Annotated in this window: 17 protein-coding genes; 8 read left to right on the forward strand and 9 right to left on the reverse strand. The window is 39.0% G+C overall.

From position 1 onward, the window contains the following. Window positions 1-16 precede the first annotated feature (16 nt). Both AC6H44_RS15900 and add read left to right on the forward strand, forming a co-directional pair. Complete coding sequence (locus AC6H44_RS15900) at window positions 17-2,683, forward strand: ATP-binding protein (protein ID WP_500736690.1); 2,667 nt, start codon at window positions 17-19, stop codon at window positions 2,681-2,683. A gap of 121 nt (window positions 2,684-2,804) precedes the next feature. After that, a complete protein-coding gene (gene add, locus AC6H44_RS15905) occupies window positions 2,805-3,806 on the forward strand; it encodes an adenosine deaminase (protein WP_500736691.1) in 1,002 nt (333 codons plus the stop codon). Window positions 3,807-3,853: 47 nt separating this feature from the next. Here the strand turns inward: add and AC6H44_RS15910 are convergent, their stop codons facing one another. The 5 genes from AC6H44_RS15910 to AC6H44_RS15930 form a co-directional block, all read right to left on the reverse strand. Beyond that, window positions 3,854-4,267 carry a CBS domain-containing protein gene (locus AC6H44_RS15910; protein WP_500736693.1) on the reverse strand — a complete coding sequence of 138 codons (414 nt, stop codon included), beginning with the start codon at window positions 4,265-4,267 and terminating at the stop codon, window positions 3,854-3,856. A gap of 171 nt (window positions 4,268-4,438) precedes the next feature. Beyond that, the gene (mntA, locus tag AC6H44_RS15915) at window positions 4,439-4,831 is read right to left on the reverse strand and encodes a type VII toxin-antitoxin system MntA family adenylyltransferase antitoxin (protein ID WP_500736694.1); all 393 of its coding nucleotides are present in this window, start codon (window positions 4,829-4,831) and stop codon (window positions 4,439-4,441) included. 130 nt (window positions 4,832-4,961) lie between these two features. Beyond that, window positions 4,962-5,675: an NAD(P)H-flavin reductase gene (gene fre / locus AC6H44_RS15920; RefSeq protein WP_500736695.1), complete on the reverse strand. Its 714-nt coding sequence runs from the start codon at window positions 5,673-5,675 to the stop codon at window positions 4,962-4,964. 86 nt (window positions 5,676-5,761) lie between these two features. Further along, entirely contained in the window at window positions 5,762-7,228 is a 1,467-nt protein-coding gene (gene ubiD / locus AC6H44_RS15925) for a 4-hydroxy-3-polyprenylbenzoate decarboxylase (RefSeq protein WP_500736697.1), read from the reverse strand. 71 nt (window positions 7,229-7,299) lie between these two features. Next, entirely contained in the window at window positions 7,300-9,330 is a 2,031-nt protein-coding gene (locus tag AC6H44_RS15930) for a methyl-accepting chemotaxis protein (RefSeq protein ID WP_500736698.1), read from the reverse strand. A gap of 191 nt (window positions 9,331-9,521) precedes the next feature. Here AC6H44_RS15930 and AC6H44_RS15935 point away from each other — a divergent pair, with 191 nt between their 5' ends. After that, the gene (locus tag AC6H44_RS15935) at window positions 9,522-10,442 is read left to right on the forward strand and encodes a DUF808 domain-containing protein (protein ID WP_500736700.1); all 921 of its coding nucleotides are present in this window, start codon (window positions 9,522-9,524) and stop codon (window positions 10,440-10,442) included. A gap of 15 nt (window positions 10,443-10,457) precedes the next feature. Here the strand turns inward: AC6H44_RS15935 and AC6H44_RS15940 are convergent, their stop codons facing one another. Continuing rightward, window positions 10,458-11,399 carry a tetratricopeptide repeat protein gene (locus AC6H44_RS15940; protein WP_500736702.1) on the reverse strand — a complete coding sequence of 314 codons (942 nt, stop codon included), beginning with the start codon at window positions 11,397-11,399 and terminating at the stop codon, window positions 10,458-10,460. A 142-nt stretch (window positions 11,400-11,541) separates the two neighbouring features. Between AC6H44_RS15940 and AC6H44_RS15945 the strand changes: the two genes are divergently transcribed. Together AC6H44_RS15945 and dbpA are read left to right on the forward strand one after the other, a co-directional pair. Continuing rightward, window positions 11,542-11,727: a hypothetical protein gene (locus AC6H44_RS15945; protein WP_500738454.1), complete on the forward strand. Its 186-nt coding sequence runs from the start codon at window positions 11,542-11,544 to the stop codon at window positions 11,725-11,727. Between the two features lie 68 nt (window positions 11,728-11,795). After that, window positions 11,796-13,184: an ATP-dependent RNA helicase DbpA gene (dbpA, locus tag AC6H44_RS15950; RefSeq protein WP_500736703.1), complete on the forward strand. Its 1,389-nt coding sequence runs from the start codon at window positions 11,796-11,798 to the stop codon at window positions 13,182-13,184. A gap of 8 nt (window positions 13,185-13,192) precedes the next feature. Here the strand turns inward: dbpA and AC6H44_RS15955 are convergent, their stop codons facing one another. Further along, entirely contained in the window at window positions 13,193-13,774 is a 582-nt protein-coding gene (locus tag AC6H44_RS15955) for a DNA-J related domain-containing protein (RefSeq protein WP_500736704.1), read from the reverse strand. A 167-nt stretch (window positions 13,775-13,941) separates the two neighbouring features. Between AC6H44_RS15955 and AC6H44_RS15960 the strand changes: the two genes are divergently transcribed. Then, window positions 13,942-16,764: a tetratricopeptide repeat-containing hybrid sensor histidine kinase/response regulator gene (locus tag AC6H44_RS15960; protein ID WP_500736706.1), complete on the forward strand. Its 2,823-nt coding sequence runs from the start codon at window positions 13,942-13,944 to the stop codon at window positions 16,762-16,764. A gap of 71 nt (window positions 16,765-16,835) precedes the next feature. On the opposite strand, the gene rho is transcribed toward AC6H44_RS15960, so the two are convergent. Beyond that, complete coding sequence (gene rho / locus AC6H44_RS15965) at window positions 16,836-18,095, reverse strand: transcription termination factor Rho (protein ID WP_500736708.1); 1,260 nt, start codon at window positions 18,093-18,095, stop codon at window positions 16,836-16,838. A 188-nt stretch (window positions 18,096-18,283) separates the two neighbouring features. Beyond that, the gene (trxA, locus tag AC6H44_RS15970) at window positions 18,284-18,610 is read right to left on the reverse strand and encodes a thioredoxin TrxA (protein ID WP_500736709.1); all 327 of its coding nucleotides are present in this window, start codon (window positions 18,608-18,610) and stop codon (window positions 18,284-18,286) included. Window positions 18,611-18,701: 91 nt separating this feature from the next. On the opposite strand from trxA, the gene rhlB reads away from it, so the two are divergent. Both rhlB and gppA read left to right on the forward strand, forming a co-directional pair. After that, window positions 18,702-19,979, forward strand: a complete 1,278-nt coding sequence (gene rhlB / locus AC6H44_RS15975; protein WP_500736711.1) for an ATP-dependent RNA helicase RhlB — start codon at window positions 18,702-18,704, stop codon at window positions 19,977-19,979. A 44-nt stretch (window positions 19,980-20,023) separates the two neighbouring features. Next, on the forward strand, window positions 20,024-21,517 hold the full coding sequence (gppA, locus tag AC6H44_RS15980; RefSeq protein WP_500736712.1) for a guanosine-5'-triphosphate,3'-diphosphate diphosphatase: 1,494 nt from the start codon (window positions 20,024-20,026) through the stop codon (window positions 21,515-21,517). The last annotated feature ends 131 nt before the right edge of the window (window positions 21,518-21,648 follow it).

Consider the following 21,648-nt stretch of genomic DNA (forward strand, 5'->3'; position numbering starts at 1 on the left):
CGCAGGAGCGAAGGCTATGAAAAATGCATTTACACTCTCATTTAGCCTTGCGTGCGCTTATTTTTTTAGCGGTTATTTAAGTAATCTTTTATTTGCCGTTGATGGTTATGCCGTTGCCTCATGGCCTCCGGCAGGTATTGCGCTAGCAAGCTTTCTATTGTGGAAACAACGCGCATATGTGGGGATTTTTGTCGGTGCTGTTTGTGTTAATTTAATTCATTTAGACAGCGCCGCTGATATTTTAAATTGGCCCGTATTACTTCAAGCTCTTGGGGTTAGCATTGCTGCTTTTTTTCAGGCATGGCTGGCTGCATTTGTTATTACCAAAGTCATAAAGTCACCTCCGAATTTATCTTCACTTAAACTAAGTATACAAAGCCTAATAGTTGGTGGTCCTTTATGCTGTGTGATTGCAGCGGCTACAGGTACAAGTTTATTAGTTTTTAATAATTTAATTAGTCTATCTGAGGTGCTCAGCACTTTTATTACTTGGTGGGTGGGCGATAGTATTGGTGTACTTGTTTTTACTCCTTTAGTGTTGGCTGCGTTTAATTATTCTCTGCTGCGTCATCGACTGCAAGTTATTTTGCCCGCATTGCTTATTTACGCCATTCTTAGTGTTAGTTTTTATGGTGCGGCGAGTGTTAAAAAACAAAAAGACATTCAAAAACAAGAAGCTAAACTACTCGTGACACAAAACGCAATTAATCAAAAGTTAGATAAAGTGGCTGCTCATTTGTCTTTACTCGCGGCCTTTATGGCAACTAATGAGCATGTTGGTGTTGATGAGTTTAATCAATTTACCTCTAAACAGCTAAGCTTTAATGATGAAATTTTAGCACTTAAATGGGCGCCTAAAATTAATAAAAGCGGTATTAATACGCTTTCTGAATGGGATGAGTCCGTACCTATAAAACAAAAATCGGCCAATGGTCAATGGCAAAAAGCACGCTCTAGGGATGTTTACTACCCAATAAAGTATATTTATTCCTTTAAAGATATGCAGCATATTATAGGCTTTGATCTTGGCTCAAATACACATATGTATGATGCTCTCAATAAGGCTAGAGTGCTAAATCAGCTAGTGTTAAGTGAACCCGTAAAGCTGATACCTGAAAATGACGAATTTGATGTGTTATTTATTTTTCCAGTATTTGCCGAGCCCGCTATTGAGGGCGATTTTAAGGGATTTGTGATTGCACTGGTGAGTTTAAATAAACTTTCGAAGTCATTATCATTTGATGCAAGTGGGCAAGTTGCTATTAGCTTTACCGATATAAATGCAGAGAAAAGCCAGCAAGAACTTTATTTTGCAGAACATCAATCAATGAAGTTATTAAAAACATATCAACTTTTAATTGGTCATCGTTTATGGCAAGTCGACTTATATCTGCCAAAGGCTGAATCAACATGGTTAATCTATTGGTTGGCACAGATTGTAGGCATGCTATTTGTTTGGTTACTCATTATGTTTTTAATTTCAGTGGTCTCTACGAATATTCGCATACGTGAACAAGTAGCGAAACAAACGTTGATTCTACGAAAAGAAAAGCAAAAAGCCGATGAAGCGAGTGAAATTAAAAGCCAGTTTTTAGCTAATATGAGCCATGAAATACGAACACCGATAAATGGCATTAAAGGAATGCACTATTTAGCGCTGCAGCAAAACAATTGGCAGCAGGCAAGAACCTATATTGAGCAAGCGGATAGCGCTGTGAGTGTATTATTAAGAGTGGTTAATGATGTACTCGACTTTTCGAAAATAGAAGCAGGCAAGTTAGAATTAATACAAGAGTCTGTTGATTTGAAGTCTTTAGCGCAAGAGGTAATAGGCTTAATGCAGTTTGAAGCAAGCAGTAAGTCTTTATCGCTTCAGTTAGACTATGAGCATGACACTGTTTTGGTTATTAACACCGATCCAATCCGTTTAAAACAAGTATTGCTTAACTTACTTAACAATGCGGTTAAATTTACCCCTGAAGGTTCTGTAAGATTAAAAATTTGGCAATCATCTAAAATGACCTATTTTAGCGTTAATGATACGGGTATAGGAATTAGTGAAAAAGCGCAAAAACAGTTATTTAACCCATTTTCTCAAGTAGATAACTCAACATCACGCCAATACGGTGGCACAGGTTTGGGCTTGAGTATTTGTAAAAAATTAGTTGAGCTTATGGGAGGGTCAATCGATTTAAAAAGTTGTGAAGGGCATGGTTCAACATTTACTTTTAGTCTACCGCTTCATTCACCGCTACCAAAAGTAAAGCACTACCTAGAACAGTTCGATAAAGTGGATATAAGTAATATTTCACTTACAAACTACCGGCTTTTACTCGTTGAAGATAACCCGTTAAATCAACACGTCGCTCATTCTATTTTAGAAACAAAACAAGGAGTTGTAGATATTGCCAATGATGGGCTTGAAGCTTTAAAAATGTTAAGTGAGCATAAGTACGACCTCGTATTAATGGATGTACAAATGCCTAAAATGGATGGTTTAAAAGCGACACAAGTAATTCGTAGTGAGTTAGGGTATTTAGATTTACCCATTATCGCACTATCAGCTAATGCACATGAAGAAGATATTAAAAAAGCGCTTAATGCAGGTATGGATAATTACCTTACAAAGCCTATTGATGCCGATACGTTATTCAAAATGCTGTGGTTTTATTTGCCACATTAGGTCATTTTTTCCATAAAAGGCAGACATAAGACCTTAAAGCGCTCATTTAACTATTCTACACTTGAAATATGGCGATACCTGCGTATCATTCGCGCAATTTTAATTCAACCGAGTAGCTATTATGATCAATAGAAAAATACCTTTGCTAGATATTCACCGTCATTTAGATGGGAATGTACGTGCGCAAACCATACTAGAACTTGGTCGACAATTTAATATTAGGTTGCCAGCAAACAATGTTGAAGCACTTACTCCCCATGTTCAAGTTATTGATCCTGAGCCAAACCTAATGGCATTTTTACAAAAGCTTGATTGGGGGGTCAACGTATTGGGTGACTACGATGCCTGTAAACGAATTGCCATAGAAAACATTGAAGATGCCCAAGCGCAAGGGCTTGATTACGTTGAACTTCGTTTTAGCCCTTATTACATGGCTCAAAGCCAAGGGTTACACCCGCAAGGCGTAGTTGAAGCCGTGGTGGATGGTATTCAAAGTGCAACAAAGGACACTGATATTAAAGCCAACCTAATTGGTATTTTGTCTCGTACTTACGGGGTTAAAACGTGTCAGCAAGAGCTGGATGCATTGCTTGCCTTTAAAAATAACTTAGTGGCGGTTGATTTAGCTGGTGATGAAATTGGTTTCCCTGGTGAATTATTTGTTGATCATTTTAAACAAGTACGTGATGCCTATTTAGCGGTTACTGTACATGCCGGCGAAGCCTTAGGTGCATCAAGTATTTGGCAAGCATTAAACGAGCTGGGCGCAAGCAGAATAGGCCATGGCGTTAAAGCGATTGAAGATCCAAAACTAATGGATTATTTACGCGATAACCGCATTGGTATTGAATCGTGCTTAACCAGTAACATTCAAACCAGTACAGTAAACGATTTAACTAAACACCCACTTAAACAGTTTTTAGACCATGGAATTTTAGCCAGCATTAATACCGATGACCCAGCCGTTGAAGGGATTGAAATTGAGTACGAATACACAATTGCCGCGCCAAAAGCTGGTTTATCACAAGCCGATATGGAAAAAGCCCAAGCTAATGCACTTGAAATTGCGTATTTAACTGACGCAGATAAACAAGCGCTTAAAGCCAAAGTTGCACTGCGTTAATTGTTTAAATTATTAAAAATGCCACTTACCACAGTGGCATTTTTTATTTATATGTGCGTTTTACAGCTCACATAATTGTTATAAAGTGCTTTTAATATATCGCCTCGGCTGATCATACCAACCACCACAGCACCATCAACCACTGGGTAATTTTTTGGTTTACCTGGCTTCATTTGTTCTGCAAGTTCCATAATATTCGTATCCGCACCCACAGTCACAACCTCGGTTTGCATTAATTGCGATACTTTAACCATACCGTCACAAAAATAACTACTTTGCATTAGGGGTCTTAGCAGCTCTTGCTCAGAAATAAAGCCAACTAGCAGCTTATTATCGTCAAATACCGGTGCACCAAGCAGTTTAAATTTTTGTAGTTCTGCAATAGCAGTGGTCATTTCTGTATTCGGGGTGATATGAGGCAACTTGTGTTGCATAAAATCTTTTACTTTTGTATTTAGCATCTGGGTCTCTCCCGCTCGTTGTTCTATACAAAGTATGGTTTATATATTGAATTTTAGGAAATTGTTTATGCTGATTATGCTGATAGGTAATAACAATCGCAGCTTTAAATTAATGTTTGCTGGGCAACTTCTTTACTATATATTTCAAAGTCTGAGAGATGGTTATTAATATTAGTTATACTCATTTATGAAATCATCAACAATTGCTTGTCTGTCTTCTTGCAGGCGACCATACATACTGTAAATTTGCGCGGCGTATGCAATATCAAATGCAGATTCACCAAATAATTTTTTACCAGAGGTTATAACTTGCATCTGCAATACAGTTGACGCGGAATTTAAGTCAACGAGATCAATATCACTATCTAGCTCTATTGCAAGTTGTTGAGCAATATTAAAACGCAGGACATTATCTAAAGGTTGTAGTGACATAATAGCGATATCAATATCACTATTTTTGTTGGCTGTTCCTTTACTGTGCGAGCCAAATAAATAGATCAGCTTTATGCCTTCAAGCTGTTTAAGTAAAAAAGTCACGATACGCTGCTCAATTGCTGAAGTCATAAAATGGCACTGATTATATTTATTAAGTAAATTGAGTATAACTTTAATGTATGGGATTTGTATATTTAGTCGGGGTAAGTCAATATAAAAAAGCGCTATTTAGCGCTTTAAATACTCTATATTTTTTCAGTTACTTGATAAACGCGAAGGCGTCGGCATACATGTTTTCGCGTATTGCACCATGTGCTAGGAAATCATCGCGTACAATACCTATCATGTCAAAACGCCCTGCCATATAAATATCGTATGGAGCAAGAGACACTATATCGCTCATGACGGCTTTATGTACGTAGCCTGTGTGGCCTGTCCAGCTAGCTGTTGGGTTTTCCACTACTGGTATAAAAGTAAAGTTTTCACGGCTATCGGCCCATGTTTGCATTTCAGTATGGGCATACAAGGCTGACTCTTCACGCACACCCCAATAGAACAATACCGGACGCTCACAACCGATTTCACTTAAATGATCAGCCATAGATTTTGCGTATGAAAACCCAGTGCCGCCAGCGAGTAAAATAATTGGTCGTTCGCATTGGAGGCGCAACTGTGAAATGCCTAAGCCGGCTTCAATCAACACCTGAGTTTTCTCAGCATGGGCTTGGCGAAGATGCTCTAAAGTTTGCATTGCATATGAATCAACTGCAGATGCGCCAATATGGAGTTCTAGCTCATCACATTGTGAAGGGCGGCTAGCAATTGAAAAAGCACGCTTGTCTTTCTCGCCTAGCACAACTTGTAAATATTGACCAGCTTCAAAAGTAACGCTTTGTGCGGGTTTTAAAATGACTTTGTGAACAAATTCGGTTAGTGGGTTAATAGAGACAACTTCAGCATGTAATGTTTGCATGTTTTACCTTAAATTAGCGGATAAGCACTTTATTTGAGCAATAGTAGCATATCCGCAGAGTGAGTTTATAGCCTAAAGCATCGCCGTTAAAGAATATCTAAGCTATCCCAAAGTTCATCAACACGATCTTTAGTGGCTTGGTTCATTACAATCGGCTCGCCCCATTCACGGGTTGTTTCGCCAGGCCATTTATTGGTTGCATCCATGCCCATTTTTGAGCCAAGGCCAGAGACAGGCGATGCAAAGTCTAAATAATCTATTGGCGTGTTTTCAATTAAGGTGGTGTCGCGCGCAGGATCCATTCGGGTGGTAATAGCCCATATTACATCGTTCCAGTCTCGTGCGTTTATATCATCATCGCAAACAATAACAAATTTTGTGTACATAAATTGGCGCAAGAACGACCATACCCCCATCATTACGCGTTTAGCATGCCCCGGGTATTGTTTTTTCATTGTCACTACGGCCATGCGGTACGAGCAGCCTTCTGGCGGTAAATAAAAATCAACGATTTCTGGGAACTGTTTTTGCAAAATTGGCACGAATACTTCGTTTAATGCAACACCTAAAATAGCAGGCTCGTCTGGTGGGCGGCCTGTAAATGTGCTGTGGTAAATAGGGTTTTTACGATGGGTCATGTGGGTGACCGTCATTACTGGAAAGTCATCTACTTCATTGTAGTAACCGGTATGATCGCCATACGGGCCTTCAGGTGCCACTTCTCCTGGCATAATATGACCTTCAAGGACAATTTCGGCGTTTGCAGGCACTTGTAAATCGTTAGAAACCGACTTTACTACTTCCGTTCTGCTACCGCGTAGTAATCCCGCAAATGCATATTCACTTAATGTATCAGGAACAGGGGTAACAGCGCCTAAAATAGTGGCCGGATCTGCTCCTAATGCTACCGAAACAGGGTAGGGTTCGCCAGGGTGTTCTTTACACCACTCTTGAAAATCAAGCGCGCCACCACGATGCGATAGCCAACGCATAATAATTTTGTTTTTACCAAGTAACTGCTGACGATAAATCCCTAAGTTTTGACGTTTTTTATAAGGCCCCTTGGTAACGGTCAAGCCCCAAGTAATTAAAGGTGCCGCATCACCAGGCCAACAATGTTGAATAGGGAGTTTAGTTAAATCAACCTCGTCACCTTGTAAAATCACTTGTTGGCATAGCGCTTTTTTAACTTCTTTGGCAGGCATATTGAGTACTTGCTTAAATACCGGAATTTGCCCTAGCGCCTCTTTAATGCCTTTAGGTGGCTCAGGCTCCTTTAAAAAGGCCAGTAACTTACCGACTTCACGCAACTCACTGACATCTTCTTGGCCCATGCCCATTGCTACACGCTTAGGTGTACCAAATAAGTTTGCTAAAACAGGTATATTATACCCTTTAGGGTTTTCAAATAATAAGGCAGGGCCTTTAGCACGCAGTGTACGGTCGGCAATTTCGGTCATTTCAAGGTACGGGTCGATTTCTTGGCTGATGCGTTTTAATTCGCCTCGTTTTTCAAGTAAATCGATAAAATCGCGTAGATCTTTGTATTTCATTGTGGGCCGTTACTTAGCAAAAAGTTAAAAGTATTATACCCAGTTCATGCAAGCTAAGTCATTATTTACACTTAAAACTTAAAGCGTTCTACTGCACCTTTTAAAGAGTGTGCAAGTTGATTAACGTCCTCACTTTCGCTTGCTAGGGTCGCTGCATTGTTGGCATTTAAGGTGGCTTGATCGGTTACCTTAGCCATTATTTGCTGGATATCGGTGCTATTTTCAAGTTGCTCATGCGAGGCATGGGCAATTTCTTTACTCATTGTATTTACCGACACCAACGTGCTTTTAATACGCTCAACGGCACTATTTAGTTCAGTGCTGTTTTCAACGCAATGCTTAGCCTGTTGTTGACCATCATTTATTTCAGTTTGGGTTGTTTGAGTATGTTGCTGCAGTGTGTTGATCATGGTAGTAATTTCGCTGGTAGAGCTTTGTGTGCGGGCCGCGAGCGATCGAACTTCGTCGGCAACTACGGCAAACCCTCGACCATGTTCACCGGCTCTTGCAGCTTCAATGGCCGCATTAAGCGCCAGTAGATTAGTTTGCTCTGCAATACTGCTAATGGTATCGACAATGGCACCAATCAGTTGGGTGTATTGTGCAAGCTCTTCGGTGCTGCTGACTGCTTTATCTAAGCGGCTTAAAAGTGCTTCAATACTCTGGCTATTGTTGTTTGCAATGGCGTTAACATCATTTGCAAATTGAGAAGCATTGGTAATTTCATCAGAGGTGCTCTGCGCTTGCTCGTATACGGCTTGTGAGCTTTGTAGCATTTGCTGCGCTAATGTGGTTGCTTGTGCACTGCGTTCCAGTTGTTGCTTAGCAACTATGGTCATTTGTTGGCCTTTTTCACTGGTTTGAATGGCTGAATTATCTAGTTCGTAGGCATCGTTACTAATCGCTTTTATTAGGTGAGTTAAGTCATCACATAGTTTATTAGTATTATGCAGTAAGGTACCAAATTCGTCTTTACTGTGCGGTTTACTTCGCTTTGAAAAGTCGCCCGAGGCTATGCGTGCAAGCTCTTTATTTACCTTTTTAAGCGGTTTTAACATGGCGTTCGTGGTAAATACCGAAATAATAATTAATAACATAATTAAAACAAAAGCAAGTGTAATCACTAAGCTAGTGCCGGTATTAATTGCCGATTTTGCACTTTCTTGTAGGGTATTAAAGCGCGTATCAGCAAGCTTATTGAGTTTAATTAACTGGTTTTCAATGGTAATAAAGGCTTTTTGAAAGCTTTCAAATCGCTGATTAACTTTTGCTTTGCTATCAAGTGCTTTATTTTGCTGAGCATAAAGCCCCTCTGAATTATTTAACAAATTACTTAAATCATTAAACCTAGCTGTAAGCTCATTGGCATCGAGTTTACTTGCAATTGGGGTAGCTTGTTGCTCTAAGTAGCTAAGATTAGATTTAATATTATCAAGTAAAAAAGAGGTATCTTGTTGATGGGCATTTATATTTTCTGAGGTAATAATCTGTCCAATGCCTTTTACATTATTGTTTAAAGTAAATAATAAATCGTCAATTCGAGTCGCAGTACCAAATAGGGAGTTTAAAAGCGATTGTTGATCAGCTGTTACGTTTATAAGCTCTATATCAAGCAAGCGATTACTGAGTTCGCGAAGCTGTTCGTTAAACGTATTTGTGAGTATTGCAGTGGTATTTTGTGCTTTAAATTGCTGCTCTTTTGCGGCCAACATTTCGTCGCTTATTGTACTTAGCTGGGTAAAGTTATTATTAATGGCAATAAGCAGTGTTTGCATACCTTGTTGTTCAGCTACTTGTTCTTTTAGTATTTCTAACTTACCAAAAAACTGTGTTTGCTCAGCCTGGGCTTGGTTTTTATTTTGTTGCATTAAATTAAGAGTGGTCTGGCTGTATGCAATGGCGTTAAATTTAGTGATAGAAAGTAGTGACAAGCGAAGATCTTTACTCGCTTGTTGTACCGGAACGGCGAGTGTTTCTATGCGCGAGTTAGTTGTGCTAATTTGATTTAACGACCAGTAAAAAAACAAACTGCTAGTAAGCATTAACAACCCAATGGATGAAAAGGCTAAAATTATTTTATGTTTAATAGCAAGAGAGCGCATAACTTTATCAACAATATTAAGGCAGTAAAACTTTGATTATTGTAGCAGTGTTTTTAACTTGGTGTTAGTTAATGGTTAATTGATTGTGCAGTGATACTTTTACCATTAATTATTGGCATAGCTAAATTAACCGTTGGTGAAAATAAGGCTTTACGTTATGTTTGAGCTCTTATCTTTAGCTAGGGAATATCATGGCTGGCACTAACCTTTTAACATTACTTGATGATATAACGACCTTACTTGATGATATTGCGACCATGAGTAAAGTTGCGACTAAAAAAACGGCAGGGGTACTGGGAGATGACTTGGCGCTCAATGCGCAGCAAGTTACAGGGGTCACTGCCGATAGGGAACTGCCGGTAGTATGGGCGGTGGCAAAAGGGTCGTTTTTAAATAAAGCGATATTAGTCCCGGCTGCGTTATTAATTAGTGTGTGGTTGCCTTGGTTAATTACGCCACTTTTAATGATAGGTGGTTTATTTTTATGTTTTGAAGGCGCTGAAAAAGTATTTGCTCGCTTTTTACCTCACCATGAGGAAACGATAGATGATGATGAAAAGTTAGATTTAGTTGAATATGAAAAGCAAAAAGTAAAAGGTGCTATTCGTACTGACTTTATTCTTTCCGCTGAAATTATTGTAATTACCTTAGGTATTGTGGCTGGGGCTACGTTAATGAATCAAGCACTGGTGCTAAGTGTTATTGCCATCATCATGACAATTGGTGTTTATGGATTGGTAGCTGGGATTGTAAAACTTGATGATGCTGGATTGTATTTACTTAACCAATCAAAACTCTCTGCAAATAAATTTAAAGAATTACTGGGTAAAGGCCTACTTGCAGCAGCTCCCCGACTTATGCAGTTTTTAGCCTTTGCAGGTACAATCGCCATGTTTTTAGTGGGGGGTGGAATTTTAGTGCATGGTGTTGAGTTACTGCATCATACACAGATTGATATCACACATTACGCGCAGTCAACCTTAGGTGGGGCAGGTGAGATGCTAGCTCCTTTAGTATTTGATGGCTTACTTGGTGTAGTTGCGGGCTTGGTTATTGTTGTTATGCATATAACCTATACAAAGCTCTTTAAAACCCATCGTAGCGCGGCGTAATCGCGCTATTTTACGTTATTCACACTGTGCACTTTTACATAATTGCTCAAGCTCAAGCTTAGCTTTGCTATTACCTTGAGCAATGGCTTTTTTATACCAATAAATAGCTTGTGGGGCGTTTTTCTCTGTGCCTTGCCCATCGCGATACATTTGCGCCAGATTTAGTTGTCCCCATTGAGAACCTGTTTGCGCTGCAAGTGTAAAGCTTTCTAGCGCCTCATCGTATTGCCCATCTTTGTGGTACATAATTCCTTGTTGATTATTTTTATCGAGCTTTACTCCTTTATATAAAGGTTTTGGTTGTGGCGGAAACATCACAAATCCACCATATAAACTATTTGCATAGGGGCGCAGTACGTCGAATATAATGTCATCCTTGTATAAGCGTTTTATTTCATTACGAGGTAGGGTGATGGTTTTAGATGAAAAGTAATCTCTCTGCACTAATAAACTTGCACGCATTGCTGTGGTTATGGCGCTGCTGCGCTTATAGCTATAATTACTTACTTGAAACGTTATAAATTGCTGATCAAAGCTCAGCACTTGCGCTACTTTTAAATTAGTCAGTGTCCACGGTTCATGAGTGAATTTATCGGCTTTTACTAAATAGGTATCATAGGCTTTGGGGTTGGTTAAATAACTTTGTTTTAGCGCCTCAGCATTAAGGTGTTTTTGATAAAAAAATAATAATACCCACAGTAATAAAACTAATCCAATACAGTATTTGGGTAGGCTTAGCTTTTCGAACAGGGGTAGTTTTTTAATGCTTATAGGCTCACAATGCCCACATTCATAGCATTCGCGTTTATAACTCAGTTTTAGTGGAAATACGGGAAAAATAGTAAAGCGCAAAAAACGGCTTTGGTTAACCAAGTGATAGCTGTTACTTTTGCAATTAGGACAGCACTGTATTTGTGTAAAATGAGGAAAAGACTGACTGGTATTGAAAAGTAGCATGAAAATACGCTCCCTGTTTTAATTCTTTTTAAGTTAAAACAATGAGCGTATTAGTTAAAGCAGCAAACTGTAAGTAATTATGTCAGTTACTCTGTAGTAAGTGCTTTTGGTTTAATGGTTGTTTTAATCGAATAAGTTTTCAATGTTTAAACGCAGGTTAATATCTGTATTACTTACCTTAGTGCGTATGTTGCGCCAACATCAACACGGGTATATTTTTGTTTTATTACTGCCTTTTACTTCAATACGCTCTATATTTGCGGTGTTGGCAAATACATTTGCAGAGGTGCTTGCTAAAAGTGCGTTGTTAATGGTTGCTAATTGTTAATTCTGCTATTATTAGCTGCATATTTATTGAGACTTTTCTCAAGTTATTTTTTTGCTATGGAATTTACTGTGACTGCAACTGCTTTTTCATCGTTGGCCTTACCTTCTGGGTTAGTTGATAATTTATCGACCCTTGGCTACACCCAAATGACTCCTGTACAGGCGCAAAGCCTACCACCAGTTTTAAGTGGCAAAGATATTATTGCCCAAGCTAAAACAGGCTCAGGTAAAACAGCGGCATTTAGTCTGGGCGTTTTAGCCAAACTAAATGTAAAACGCTTTCGTATTCAGTCGTTAGTGCTGTGCCCAACCCGTGAGCTTGCAGAGCAGGTGGCGGTTGAAATGCGTAAATTAGCACGTGGTATTCATAATATTAAAATATTAACGTTATGTGGTGGAGTATCAATTGGTCCACAAATTGGATCGCTTGAACATGGTGCGCATATTATCGTGGGTACACCCGGGCGAGTGGACGACCATATTCGCAAAGGCACATTGCGTTTAGATGATGTTGAAACACTGGTACTTGATGAAGCCGATCAAATGCTGGATATGGGTTTTCAAGATACACTCGATGCCATAATTGAGCGTATACCAACAAATCGTCAAACTTTGCTATTTAGTGCTACTTTTCCAAAATCAATTGAAGCGATTGCAAAACGTGTTTTGAGCAATCCCGAAATGATTAAAGTAGAAGAGCAACAAGAACAAAGCACTATTAAGCAATACTTCTATAAAATGGATAATAACAAACAGCGTTATCCAACCCTTAAATTACTATTACTTAAATTTACGCCGCAAAGCTGTATTGTTTTTTGTAATACCAAAGTAGAAACGCAGCAAGTATGTGACGATTTAGCTGACGAAGGCTTTAGTGCTGTTGCGTTGCACGGTGATTTAGAGCAGCGAGATAGAGAGCGCACCTTGATTCATTTTTCAAATAAGAGCGCCTCTATTTTAGTGGCTACCGATGTTGCCGCGCGCGGCTTAGATGTTGATGATATGGACATGGTGATTAACTATCACTTGGCCCACGATCCACAAACGCATGTTCACCGTGTTGGGCGAACAGGACGAGCGGGCAAAAAGGGCATTGCGTGTTCAATTTATGGTGATGCTGAGCAATTTAAAGTGGCTCAAATAGGTGATCATTATGAGCGTGATTTTATACCTGAGCCTATGCCATCGTATAATTTACTTGATAAACCACCTTACAAACCTGAAATGGTGACATTGATGATTGACGCGGGTAAAAAGCAAAAAGTACGCGCGGGTGATATTTTAGGCGCACTAACCGGAAAAGACGGTATTGCAGGGCGTCAAGTAGGTAAAATTAATGTACTTGATAACGTTGCGTTTGTTGCTGTAGAGCGTAATTCATCTAAGCCAGCACTGCGTAAATTAACCGAAGGCAATATTAAAGGACGTAAAATTCGCGCTCGTCGTCTGACGCGCTAATTTTATATTTAAGATGAGCAATTTGCTTTGAGTTGCTCATACTCTATTTTTAATTGTCTAAACACTTCGTTATCTCCTCCTTGTTTATCTGGATGATGTTGCACAGCGAGTTGTCGCCAACGTTTCTGTAATGCTTTTAATGTAAATGGTTGTGTTAATTGCCACCTAGCCAGCAATTGCTGTTGTTGCTGTGCGTTTAGAGGTACTTCATTTTGTTTTGGTTTATTAAAGCGTTGCCAAAAGCTATCTAATAAGGTCTTAACTTCTGCCGTGGATGTCTCAAAATTTTGCCAATTTAGGTAATACTCACGCAAAGGATCATTAGGGCTTAGCTGATTATTGTTGGGGTCGCTCACCAGCTCAATGTGTAGACTTTTAACTAGAAGTTGCTGTTTTGGCATGACTTGTTGTTGCAACTGATAAAGTGCATTCATAATTAAAAAATTACGCTTAAACAAATCGCGTTCAGGATCAGCGGCTAATGTATCTATTAGCCCACGTTGCTTTAATTCAGATGCTAAAGTATGAACCATCCACACTTTTTTATTCATTAATAGTTCAAAAATCTCATCTATCAGTGGGTTAAGCATTGTTTACAATCTAATAATTAGTGTATCTTAAATAAATTATCATACACCCAAGTAACATTAAACCCCAAAAGGTTGGCGTGAGTGCCTCTGTTTAACTCGGTTTAAATTAAATGTTTTCCAATTTTTGGAAATTATTTTCATAGCTAGTAAGGATTTAAGGATATTTTATGCTGACTTTGTTAAAGCATAGCTGCTTTATTGGCCTTATGGCAGTATTGAGTAGTGTATCAAATTACGCTTTATCAAATGATCAGAGCCGTTTATTTGATCAATTTAGTCTTGAGCAAACATGGTCTGAAAAACATCGCCTAGCAACCAATATATTGTCTAGCGCTGATCTTCCTAACTCTCAGCGAGTTGCTATCTATAGTGATTTAGCTGAATTAGCATTTTCTGAAAATGATTTAGTAAACGCACTAAAGTATTTCAAGTTACTAGAGGCCAATAGCACGGTAAGGGAGTTGCCAAAATTGCATTTTCGCGCAGTTAAAATGCAAGGCGTGGTACTTTATTATCAAGGTTTAGTGCAGCAAGCAGTGGTTGATTATAATCGTGCTTTAAATTTAGCCGTTATGCTTAAAAGCCCAATCAAACAAGCAAACTTACTCAGTAATATAGGGTTAGCCTATTTTGATATGTATAACATGGAGTTGGCGCTCGATTACTATCAGCAAGCAAAAGTCATTTATGAGAAAGAGGGAAGTGCACAAGATAAGGCTGATATATTACATAATATTGCTGGCATCTATATTCGACTTTCTCGCTATGACTCTGCTTTGGAGATGTACCGTGAGGTTTTAAAAGTTTTTCAAGAGCTTGGCGATGAAGATGGTGTTGCCCAAGTTTATGGCAATATGGGGGTAGCGTACACTGAGTCCAGGCAATATCAACTTGCATTACATTATAACCAGCTTGCTCTTCGGTATTATCAAAGTATTAATAATGCCTTTCAGCTTTCTACTAAGCACACTAATTTAGCTTCTATTAATCTTAAATTAAATAAATTTGATGTAGCCTTATATCATGCAAATGCAGGTCAACAGTTTGCGTTAGAGGCGGGTAATAAATCATTATTAGCGGCTGCTTTGCATGTGTTATCGGCTGTACAATTTGTTCAAGGCGATACACAAAATGCTAAGGAAACCTCTGAGCGCTCAATTACTCTAGCTAAAGAGTATAATAATGGCATGCGGATAAAAGATGGGTTAGGGATTGAGGCACTAATTTATGCCAGCTTAGGTGATTATGAAAGATCTTTTGATTTGCATCAGCAGTATGTTGATTATCAGCGCAGCGTGAATACTCAAGAAGCATCAAAAGCGGTGAGTCAGTTTCAAATCCAGTTTGAATCCAAACAGTTAAACCAGGAAATCAAACAATTAAAACAACAACAATATTTACAAGAGTTGCAAATAGCAAAGCGATCACAGCTTACATTTTTATTAGCGATAGTGGCGATACTCATTTTAATTACAGTGACTGCTGTTTATAAGCGCCGCACAGAAAAACAAGCGAAGTTAAAGCTAACCGAGCAAGTAGAGCAACGTACCAAAGAACTACAAAGTGTTGCACAGGAGCTGCGTGAAGCCAATGAGGTTAAAAGTCAGTTTTTGGCAAATATTAGTCATGAAATTAGAACCCCGTTAACGGCTATTTTGGCACAAACGGACGACCTGATTAGTGGTTTATACGAGCCTGAAAAATTACAAGATGAGCTTAGGGTGATCCAACGTCAAAGTGAGCATTTAAAAAGCCTTATTAATGATGTGTTGGATTTGAGTAAAATCGAAGCAAATCGGCTAGAACTTAACATTACCTGTTTTGATATGGTGCAGCTGATAGATGATATTCATGCTATGTTCTGTGCTCAAACAAAGTCGAAAGGATTGTCGCTAGTTTTAGATTGTCAATTAGACGATAACTACTTTACGCGACTAGATGCAACCCGAGTAAAACAAATTCTTATTAATTTATGTGCCAATGCCATTAAGTTTACTCACAAGGGCCAAGTGACAATCAGTGTGAGTAAAACACCGCAAGGATTACTTTTTTTAATTAAAGATACTGGCATTGGCATGAGTTCATCGCAGCTTAAATTTATCTTTGAATGTTTCAGCCAAGCCGACAACAGTATCAGTCGGCGTTTTGGTGGTACAGGGTTAGGTTTGAGCCTATCACAGCAGCTAGCAGCAATGATGGGTGGCTATATAAGTGTGCAGAGTGAATATAAAAAAGGCAGTGAGTTTTCATTTTATTTGCCATGCATTCAGGTAGCAGAGCAAATTTGTCATGATGACGTGCACGTTAAGCTGGATAATGAACATAGATTATTATCGGGCAAAGTGGTACTTGCTGAAGATCACAGTGATAATCGTAAACTGATCAGCCGCTATTTACACTCTATTGGGCTCGAAGTTATTGCCGTTGAAAATGGTGAACAAGCGGTAGAGCAAAGCTTAAAATTATACCCTGATCTGGTACTTTTAGATATTCAAATGCCAGTAATGGATGGTATTGCCGCGTTTGAACTACTTAAAAAGTGTGGTTATACGCAACCTATTTTAGCATTAACTGCCAATGCGATGAGCCATGAAATTGATCATTATTTATCACTTGGGTTTAGTGATTATTTAGCAAAGCCAATAGATAAAGAATCTTTCTATGCTGTTTTAACTAAATACTTGAGCTTTCAAAGCGATGAATTATCGACTGAAAACATAGATGTTGATATGAGTGATTTAATAACTAGTTTTAAACAAAGTTTGTCTGTAGAAAGTGAGCTTATTGAACAGCATTTTAAAGCCGAAGATTATAAGGCGCTGCAAAAAGATAGTCATCGGGTTTTAGGTGCTGCGCAAATGTTTGGATTACACGAAATAGCATTCGCGGCAAAAGCATTAGATGATGAATTGTTGCGGCCACAAATTAATAAGTCACAGATAACTTCACAGGTATCTAACTTACAGCGATTATTTAAACAATGCAGTTAAAGTAAAAAAGACACTGATTAGTGTCTTTTTTACTTATACTCAAGCTACCTAGAGGTGAATTGAGTATATGCTTATTGGCGTTTCATTGAATCGAAAAACTCATCATTGGTTTTACTCATTGATAGTTTATCGATTAAAAACTCCATCGCATCAATTTCTGACATGTCATGGACTATTTTACGTAAAATCCACAGCTTTTGAAGCTCATCAGGTTTGGTTAGCAACTCTTCACGACGAGTACCTGAACGGTTAAAGTCGATAGCTGGGAAAACACGTCTTTCCGCAATTTTACGGTTTAAGTGTAATTCCATGTTACCTGTCCCTTTAAACTCTTCATAGATAACTTCATCCATTTTTGAGCCCGTGTCGATAAGTGCTGTTGCAATAATGGTTAAGCTGCCGCCTTCTTCAACGTTACGTGCAGCACCAAAAAAACGCTTAGGCTTATGCAGTGCATTAGCATCAACACCACCCGTTAATACTTTCCCAGATGATGGGATAACGGTGTTATAAGCTCGCGCTAAGCGGGTAATTGAATCAAGCAAAATAACAACGTCTTTTTTATGTTCAACCAAGCGTTTTGCTTTTTCGATAACCATTTCTGCAACTTGCACGTGACGAGAAGCGGGTTCATCGAACGTGGATGCAATTACTTCACCTTTTACCAGGCGTTGCATCTCAGTTACTTCTTCTGGGCGTTCATCAATAAGTAAAACCATTAATGTTGCATCAGGATGATTATGCGTGATTGATTGGGCAATATTTTGTAGCAACATTGTTTTACCCGCTTTTGGCGGTGCTACTAACAGACCACGTTGACCTCGGCCAATAGGTGATGCCAAATCTAAAACGCGCGCCGTAATATCTTCTTTACTGCCGTTACCACGTTCCATGCGAAAACGTTCGTTTGCATGCAATGGGGTTAGATTTTCAAAAAGGATTTTAGTGCGAGAGTTTTCAGGTTTATCAAAGTTAACTTCGTTTACTTTAAGTAAGGCAAAGTAACGCTCGCCGTCTTTTGGCGGGCGAATTAGACCTGAAATAGAATCGCCAGTACGCATACTAAAACGGCGAATTTGACTCGGAGATACGTAAATATCATCTGGGCCAGCTAAATAAGAAGCTTCTGATGATCTTAAAAAGCCAAAACCATCTTGCAAAATTTCTAGTACACCACCACCGAAGATATTTTCTCCGCTTTTGGCGTGGTTTTTAAGAATAGCAAAAATGATGTCTTGCTTTCTTAAGCGGGCTACGTTTTCGAGCCCCATGGACTCAGCTAAGTTTACAAGCTCTTTTATGGACTTGTCTTTTAATTCGCGTAAATGCATATTGGTGGGTTCTTTATTACAGTTGTCATACTCAGAATCGCTTTATTAGATTGTTGAGTGAGGTTTGTTGAATATAACTAAGGATTAGTTGGCTTTATAAACTAGCAGGTGATTACCTCAGCGTCCAGTGTTTATGTAAAATAAATTGAAAAAAAGGGCCAAATGCCCTTTTTTACGTCCACACTGACTTAAATGTTGCTGTCTAAAAACTCAACTAATTGTGTTTTTGATAGTGCGCCAACTTTAGTTGCAGCCACTTGACCATCTTTAAAAAGTAGAAGTGTAGGGATACCACGAATACCAAATTTAGGTGGGGTGCCCGCATTTTGGTCGATATTTAATTTTGTAATAGTCACACGGCCATCAAATTCTTCAGCAACTTCGCTTAGAATTGGGGCGATCATTTTACATGGTCCGCACCATTCAGCCCAAAAGTCTACTAGTACAGGTTTATCTGATTGTAATACATCAGCTTCAAAGCTATCGTCGGTAATTTGGATTATTTTCTCGCTCATTGCGCTCTCCGGTTTAGTTAGGCGAAATATTTAGTGCGTATTTAAACACTCTTGTTTCTTATTGCAAGTTTAAACGTTATGCTTAAACGCTATGACTAAGACACATTTGACCGATAAAAAGTTTTCAGACTTTGCTATTGCACCGGAAGTGGTCGCCGGTTTAACCGAAAATGGGTTTGAATATTGCACACCCATTCAAGCTAAATGCCTACCTTTTATTTGTGAAGGGCGCGATATTGCGGGCCAAGCACAAACGGGTACAGGCAAAACACTGGCGTTTTTAACTGCCACATGCCATCGGTTATTACAATCTAGCAAAGCACCTAGTAAACACCCAAAAGCCCTGATCATGGCCCCTACTCGGGAGCTTGCGATTCAGATACACAAAGATGCAAAAATTTTAGCGCCGCACTGTAATCTTAACTTAGGTTTAGTATATGGTGGCGAAGATTACGAAAAACAACGTGCACAACTAGAAAAAGGCGTTGATATTTTAATTGGTACTACAGGCCGGCTTATCGACTTGTACAAGCAAGGCTGTTACACCCTTAATGAAATTGAGGTAGTCGTGCTAGATGAAGCTGATCGCATGTTCGATTTAGGCTTTATTAAAGATATTCGTTATATGTTCAGTCGTATGCCAGATACCTCAGAACGTTTAAATTTACTATTCTCTGCAACACTGTCGTACCGTGTACAAGAGCTTGCGTTTGAACACATGACTAATCCAGAGCATGTGCAAATAGAGCCCGATGTAAAAACGGGTAAACGCATTCAAGAAGAGCTATTTCATCCTTCACAAGAGGATAAAATTAAGCTGTTATTAACCTTAATTGAAGAAGAATGGCCAGAGAAAGCCATTGTTTTTGCAAATACTAAACACAGTTGTGAAACTGTTTATGCGTGGTTAAAAGCGGATGGGCATCGAGTGGGTATGCTTACTGGCGATGTAAATCAAAAGAAACGCCAATCAATACTTGAACAATTTAGTAAAGGCGAACTAGACTTTTTAGTCGCCACTGATGTCGCAGCGCGTGGTTTACATATTCCAGAGGTAAGTCATGTATTTAACTTTGACTTGCCCGATGATTGTGAAGATTATGTGCATCGTATTGGTCGTACAGCCCGCGCAGGCGCTTCAGGCCATGCAATTAGCTTTGCGTGTGAGCAGTATGCTTATAATCTTCATGAAATTGAAGAGTACATCGAGCACAGCATTCCTTTATCACATTATGATAAAAGTGCGTTGCTAGATGATTTAACTAAGCCAACTATTCACAGAAAACGTAATTTTTCTACAGGTCCACGTAATCGTAGTAATAACAACGGACGTCGCCCAAATAATGGTTACCAAAAAGGACGGTCTTAACTGACCGTAGTTTCATTGTATTTGTAACTAGAGGTTTTTGAACGGTGGGGCAACTTAAACCGCAAAAAAATGTTTATGCAGTTATTGATTTGGGCTCAAATAGCTTTCATATGCTTATTGCCAAGTCAATGGCTGGTGGCCTGCAAACAATAGGTCGTGTTAAACGCAAAGTAAGACTCGCAGCAGGGCTTGATGATAATAACTTATTAAGTCTAGAGGCAATGCAACGAGGTTGGGAGTGCTTAGCCTTGTTTGCGGAGCGCTTGCAAGATATTCCCACGCAAAACATCACCATTGTTGCCACTGCAACACTTCGCCTAGCAACCAACGCCAACGACTTTAAGCTGCGTGCTGAAGAAATATTAGGGCATAAAGTTAATGTTATTAGTGGTGAACTTGAAGCGCGAACTATTTACAAAGGTGTTGCGCACACTTCTTCATGCACAGGTAAACAGTTAGTTATTGATATTGGTGGTGCGAGTACCGAGGTTGTCATTGGCCAAGGCTTCGAAGCACGCCATTATAAAAGCCTTAATATTGGATGTGTAACCTACTTGGAGCGTTATTTTAAAGATTGCCAGTTAAATGAAGCAAACTTTAATGCTGCCATAAAAGCAGCACGGTGTGTTATTGATGAAATAGCGCCCGAGTTTAAAGCGACTGGTTGGCAACTTGCCTCAGGTGCGTCAGGTACAGTTCAAGCTATTCAAGAAATTATGGTGGCACAAAATTTAAATGAAATGCTTACTCTGGAAAAGCTATACACCATTAAACAACAATCTATTGCTTATAAAGCTATAGCTGAACTCGATTTACCCGGATTAAGCGAAGAACGCCGTTTAGTGTTTGTATCTGGACTTGCTATTTTAATTGCCTTATTCGAGTCACTTGAAATAGAGCAGATGGGCCTTGCGGGTGGTGCATTACGTGAAGGTGTTTTGTACAGTATGCTACCAGAGCTGCATAATACCGACATTCGTAAACGAACTATTGATGGCTTTATGAATCGTTATCATGTTGATCAAAAGCAAGCGTTACGGGTTTCTAGCTTAGCACTGCTTTTAGCCAATGAGGTTAATGAGTATTGGCCTATTAAAGCATTAGGTGGATTGCCGCTATTGCATGCGGCTGCGCAACTCCATGAAATTGGATTGTTAATAGAGTATAAGCAGTATCACAAACATACTGGCTATATTTTAAAGAATACCGATATGCCCGGTTTTTCACAATCAGAGCATAAAGCGATCGTTGCGATTGCGAATTGTCATCGTTCAGATCTTCAAAAAGGATGCTTAGATCACCTAGGTGTTAATAGCACGATGACAGCATATATTGTAAGACTATTACGTATCGCTGTTATTTTATCTATGCGTCGACAAGATGATGTCTTACCTAACTTTAAGATAATTGCTGAAAATGAAGAGTTAGCGATTCAATTTGAAAATGATTGGTTAAAAAGTCATCCGTTAATGGCAAGTGAGCTAAACCAAGAGATTAAATATCAGAAAAAGTGCGGTTGGAAACTCAAAGTAAGCTAAGCAAACCGCTTTTTATCATAGTACTTAGTGTTTAAAATAAGCGTTTAGTTGTAATTTTGTTCGAACAGCCGTTATTTTTAAGTTTTCTTCAAAAAAGGGTTGATCTGTTTTTGGATCTCCCTATAATGCGA

The sequence above is a fragment of the Pseudoalteromonas sp. TAP-3C genome (assembly GCF_059888565.1).

Bases quoted from the DNA above. Each gene is read 5' to 3' on its own strand.
- AC6H44_RS15900 (WP_500736690.1), top strand. From the start codon at position 17: ATGAAAAATGCATTTACACTCTCATTTAGCCTTGCGTGCGCTTATTTT.
- add (WP_500736691.1), top strand. From the start codon at position 2,805: ATGATCAATAGAAAAATACCTTTGCTAGATATTCACCGTCATTTAGAT.
- AC6H44_RS15910 (WP_500736693.1), bottom strand. From the start codon at position 4,267: ATGCTAAATACAAAAGTAAAAGATTTTATGCAACACAAGTTGCCTCAT.
- mntA (WP_500736694.1), bottom strand. From the start codon at position 4,831: ATGACTTCAGCAATTGAGCAGCGTATCGTGACTTTTTTACTTAAACAG.
- fre (WP_500736695.1), bottom strand. From the start codon at position 5,675: ATGCAAACATTACATGCTGAAGTTGTCTCTATTAACCCACTAACCGAA.
- ubiD (WP_500736697.1), bottom strand. From the start codon at position 7,228: ATGAAATACAAAGATCTACGCGATTTTATCGATTTACTTGAAAAACGA.
- AC6H44_RS15930 (WP_500736698.1), bottom strand. From the start codon at position 9,330: ATGCGCTCTCTTGCTATTAAACATAAAATAATTTTAGCCTTTTCATCC.
- AC6H44_RS15935 (WP_500736700.1), top strand. From the start codon at position 9,522: ATGGCTGGCACTAACCTTTTAACATTACTTGATGATATAACGACCTTA.
- AC6H44_RS15940 (WP_500736702.1), bottom strand. From the start codon at position 11,399: ATGCTACTTTTCAATACCAGTCAGTCTTTTCCTCATTTTACACAAATA.
- AC6H44_RS15945 (WP_500738454.1), top strand. From the start codon at position 11,542: ATGTTTAAACGCAGGTTAATATCTGTATTACTTACCTTAGTGCGTATG.
- AC6H44_RS15955 (WP_500736704.1), bottom strand. From the start codon at position 13,774: ATGCTTAACCCACTGATAGATGAGATTTTTGAACTATTAATGAATAAA.
- AC6H44_RS15960 (WP_500736706.1), top strand. From the start codon at position 13,942: ATGCTGACTTTGTTAAAGCATAGCTGCTTTATTGGCCTTATGGCAGTA.
- rho (WP_500736708.1), bottom strand. From the start codon at position 18,095: ATGCATTTACGCGAATTAAAAGACAAGTCCATAAAAGAGCTTGTAAAC.
- trxA (WP_500736709.1), bottom strand. From the start codon at position 18,610: ATGAGCGAGAAAATAATCCAAATTACCGACGATAGCTTTGAAGCTGAT.
- rhlB (WP_500736711.1), top strand. From the start codon at position 18,702: ATGACTAAGACACATTTGACCGATAAAAAGTTTTCAGACTTTGCTATT.